Origin of the sequence: Nostoc sp. T09, assembly GCF_002154695.1 — a bacterium.
In the GTDB taxonomy this organism is placed as follows: domain Bacteria; phylum Cyanobacteriota; class Cyanobacteriia; order Cyanobacteriales; family Nostocaceae; genus Aulosira.
The window spans coordinates 1-3,470 of record NZ_MTAV01000036.1; the positions used below are offsets into that span (position 1 = coordinate 1).

At 40.5% G+C, this 3,470-nt stretch carries 3 protein-coding genes; 2 read left to right on the plus strand and 1 reads right to left on the minus strand.

Features of this window, described 5'->3' with window-relative positions:
• Positions 1-284 precede the first annotated feature (284 nt).
• Positions 285-1,466: an MFS transporter gene (locus BV372_RS09780; RefSeq protein WP_086686267.1), complete on the minus strand. Its 1,182-nt coding sequence runs from the start codon at positions 1,464-1,466 to the stop codon at positions 285-287.
• A 418-nt stretch (positions 1,467-1,884) separates the two neighbouring features.
• On the opposite strand from BV372_RS09780, the gene BV372_RS09785 reads away from it, so the two are divergent.
• Positions 1,885-2,754, plus strand: coding sequence for a zinc metalloprotease HtpX (locus tag BV372_RS09785; protein WP_086686269.1), 870 nt, complete (start codon positions 1,885-1,887; stop codon positions 2,752-2,754).
• Positions 2,755-2,961: 207 nt separating this feature from the next.
• Complete coding sequence (locus BV372_RS09790) at positions 2,962-3,363, plus strand: hypothetical protein (RefSeq protein ID WP_086686271.1); 402 nt, start codon at positions 2,962-2,964, stop codon at positions 3,361-3,363.
• Positions 3,364-3,470: the final 107 nt, after the last annotated feature.

The window sequence follows — 3,470 nt, forward strand, 5'->3', positions numbered from 1 at the left end:
TAACTACCAAAGCCTACGATCTTACGGCGTTATTGCTGCCTAATTTTGTCCGAAGTATTGAGTTAAAGCACATAACACTTAAAAATTTTGGTATTGCTGAACAAAGGTAGAAAAAGCTTACTCATAGATGGAAAGACACTAAGTAAGCGTAAAAATTGACTTATCAATGTCAATGTTTTAAATATAAAACCACAGATAAACACAGATGAACACAGATAAATATCGGTGTTTATCGGTGTTCATCTGTGGTTCCTTTTATTCCCATCCAGATTTTTGTAAGAAGTCTAATAATTAATTGGAGTATATTTTTCCCTCTGCATCAATAGCAACAATACCGCAACTATTGCTAAACAACTACCAGCAATAAAAGTTGTACTCGATCCAGCTACTTGCCAAAGTTCACCTGCTAACAAACTTGCAGGTAAAAGCGCTATTCCCACAGCAAAATTCAGAAATCCAAACGCGCTACCCCTGAGATTTGTCGGTACTTTATCTGCTACTAACGCCAACAATACTCCCTGAGTCATACCCATGTGCAGTCCATAAAGGGCAAACAATCCCCAAACTTGCCAAGGCGATCGCACAAAAGCAAAGCCCAGATACACTAGAGCATAGAGAAGAAATCCGCTTACCAGTAGCCCAAATCTACCCAGGCGATCGCAAAGTATCCCCAATGGATAAGCACTCAAAGAGTAAGCAATGTTCATTACCACTAATGTTAATGGTATAAGTGGCGCAGAAATACCAATTTGCTCTGCTCGTAGCAATAAAAAAGCATCGCTGGAGTTACCTAAATTAAATAGTAGCGCTACAGCAACAAGTATCCAGTATCCTTGACCTAAACTACGTAAAGCTTGCCATTGTATAGGGTTGCTCCGGCTTACTTGAGTTTGATTTGTTTTTACTTCTCGTACTCCTACTATTAATAAAGCTACTGCCAAAAAACCAGGGATCAGTGCTAGCCAAAAAACCAGCCGGAAGTTGCTGTTGAAAGCAGCCATCAGCAAGAATGCAGCCAAAGGCCCCAAAAATGCGCCGATAGTATCAAGAGACTGGCGTAATCCGTAGGCTGCACCACGTACCTCTGCGTTGGTAGAATCAGCAACTAAAGCATCGCGAGGTGCTACTCGAATACCCTTACCAACGCGATCGCCAAAACGGGCAATTAAAACTCCTGTGGGGCTAGTAGCTAGGGCAAATAAAGGTTTAGCAAAGGTAGATAGCCCATAACCAAATACAGCTAGCCCTTTGCGCTTTCCTAAATAATCACTCAATACTCCCGAAAAGACTTTTAATATAGAAGCAGTTGCCTCGGCAATTCCTTCAATCAAGCCAACAGTTAATACATTCGCCCTTAAAACTGATACTAAAAATAAGGGCAACAGTGAGTGGATCATCTCCGAGCTAATATCTGTTAGCAAACTGACAAATCCTAACACCCATACATTCCGAGGAATTTTATTCATAAATTTTTGATTTTTGAAATCTACTCAGTAGAGTGGGCAATGCCCACCAAAACCTGGATATTGTGCGCAATAAGCATCCTAAACTTAAGCTTTAAAAGTAGGTAAATTTTTTAAAATATAACTGAATTATTATAAAATTAAAATCAAATTTTGATTTTATTTATCTTAATTCAATACCATAGATAGATGCTTATTACTTTAGCATTGGCTCTTTAATTTTCTAGAAAAAAAAGCCTTAAAAAACTAAATTATTTCATATAAATTTGATGACATTGCTACAAATTAAGTGGGAAAACCGTACTCCAATGGGAGGTTTTCTGTAATCTAAATTTAAGATGGGCTGGCTAAAATCAAAGTGCGACTTAAGTAATGCTGTGGTCTAAAACATCAATTACAGCATTAGCCAGGAGAGCAAAATATGGGAAATCAATTTAAAACTTTAGTATTGTTAGCCAGTCTCAGTGGGTTGTTGATAGCAATTAGTTACTGGGTAATTGGCGGCAGTACTGGATTAATTATAGGTATTGGTTTAGCAGCAGTAACAAATCTATTTTCTTGGTATCAATCAGATAAAATTGCGCTGGCTGTATATCGCGCCCAGCCTGTAAGTGAAGCACAAGCCCCAGGACTGTATCGCATGGTGAAGAAATTAAGCGATCGCGCTAATATTCCCATGCCAGCAGTTTATATTGTTCCTGGTCAAACTGCTAATGCTTTTGCCACAGGACGCGATCCAGAACACGCAGCTGTTGCTGTTACAGAAGGAATTTTGCAGATATTGCCAGAGGATGAACTCGAAGGCGTCATCGCCCACGAACTTACTCACATTATTAACCGTGACACCCTAACCCAAGCCGTTGCAGCCACTATTGCTGGTGCAATTTCATTCTTGGCACAAATGGTAAGTTACAGCTTATGGTTTGGCGGCGGTTCGCGAGATAATGACAGAGGCGGTAATCCTTTAGGTGTTTTATTAACAGTACTACTTGCGCCTTTGGCTGCCACAATCATACAACTAGCAATTTCGCGCACAAGGGAATTCTCCGCCGATGCTGGTTCTGCCAGATTAACTGGTAATCCTCGCGCTTTAGCTAGGGCATTGCAACGCTTAGAACTTACAGCAAAGCAGTTACCCTTGAATGCTAATCCAGCCTTTGAGCCATTATTAATCATCAATCCTATTTCTGGTCAGTTTTTGGGTAACTTGTTCTCCAGCCACCCTTCTACTGATGCGCGAGTTGAACAATTGCTAAAATTAGAGCAACAATTAGCAACTACAACTTATTAAGTTTCGGTCATTTGTCCTTTGTGAAATCGTCCCAAGTTGCAATCAAAGCTAGTATCTGTCATTGCGATCGCACAACAGTCAAGGGAAGCAATCTCATTAATCCTCAGCTACTACAAAAGACTGCAACTTAGTATTACCGATGGCTAATCAGTACAGAGTATAGTTCTGATCCGATAAAAAGATTTGCAATTTAAGGATGTATCAACTATGACTGATAAAAATGTTAAATCCACACTAATAATAGAAGTTAGCCCTCAAACTCACGAATTGGTAGAAATTGAAATGGCTGGCGAAACTGAGGAAGTTAAGGGCGAAACCAAAGCGTTAATTGAAGCGCTCAAAAAACGCGCCCGATCTGAAGCAAAGTCACCAGGTAATATCAGCAACCAAACGTATTTAAATGCTGTGCGTCAAGCACGAGAAGCGATTGAAGCGAGGACACTCGTTGAACGGGAGTATCGCCTGGATTATGCTTGGTTAGTTATGCAAGATGAATTTGAGAAAAACTGGTACTTGCTGATGAGAGAACTGGTTGACTTCGGCGATCGCCTCCAACATGCCGCTAAAGCCGCCTGGGATGCTTTCAATGCTCCCCGTTATCAACGTTAATTACATCACCTATTTGCATCACATCTATAATCTCTCGTAGGGGCACGGCACTGCTCATTGGTGTCAACTTAAGAAGATAAAGCCCAAATTTGTTGGGTGTAAGCGTC